Origin of the sequence: Bradyrhizobium sp. NAS80.1, from assembly GCF_001908205.1 — a bacterium.
Lineage (GTDB): Bacteria > Pseudomonadota > Alphaproteobacteria > Rhizobiales > Xanthobacteraceae > Bradyrhizobium.
The window spans coordinates 1-618 of the sequence record NZ_LGHL01000505.1 but is presented as its reverse complement, the minus strand read 5'-3'; the positions used below and the strand labels follow the sequence as shown (position 1 = coordinate 618).

At 60.5% G+C, this 618-nt stretch carries 1 pseudogene; it reads right to left on the bottom strand.

Annotation, left to right across the window (positions count from 1 at the left end):
• Window positions 1–527 (bottom strand): annotated as a pseudogene (locus tag AC629_RS46400) (transposase); the annotation flags it as partial.
• Window positions 528–618 lie beyond the last annotated feature (91 nt).

Here is a 618-nt window from a genome sequence, read left to right as displayed (position 1 = left end):
TTCCCGATAGAGCCGGAACAGCTTCTTGTGGTTGACCAGATAGCCCTCCCGCTTGAGCAGAACATGCAGGCGCCGATAGCCGAAGCGACGGCGCACCTCGGCGATCGCTCTCATGCGTTGGCGTAGGGCAGCGTCATCCGCCCGGGTTGTCCGATATCTGATGGTCATGCGGCAACAGCCGATGGCTTTACACGCCCGCCGTTCGCTCATCCCGTGGGCATCCACGAGATGGGCGACAGCTTTCCGCTTCCCCGCGGGCGTCACCATTTCTTTCCCAGGAGGTCCTTCAACGCCGCATTGTCCAGCATGGCGTCGGCCAAAAGCCGCTTCAGCCGCGTGTTCTCGTCCTCCAGCGTCCTCAGCCGCTTGGCCTCCGAGACCTCCATCCCGCCAAACTTGGCTTTCCATTTGTAGACGCTGGCATCGCTGACGCCGTGCTTCCGGCACAGATCGGCAACCGACACGCCAGCCTCGTGCTCCTTCAAAATCCCGATGATCTGCTCTTCCGTAAAGCGGCTGCGCTTCATGCTCTGGTCCTCATATGGGCCAGAGCGAACTTCAATCTGGATTAAGTCCAAGGGGCAAGGTCAGCTGCACAGAAACGCGGGCGAGGAAGAA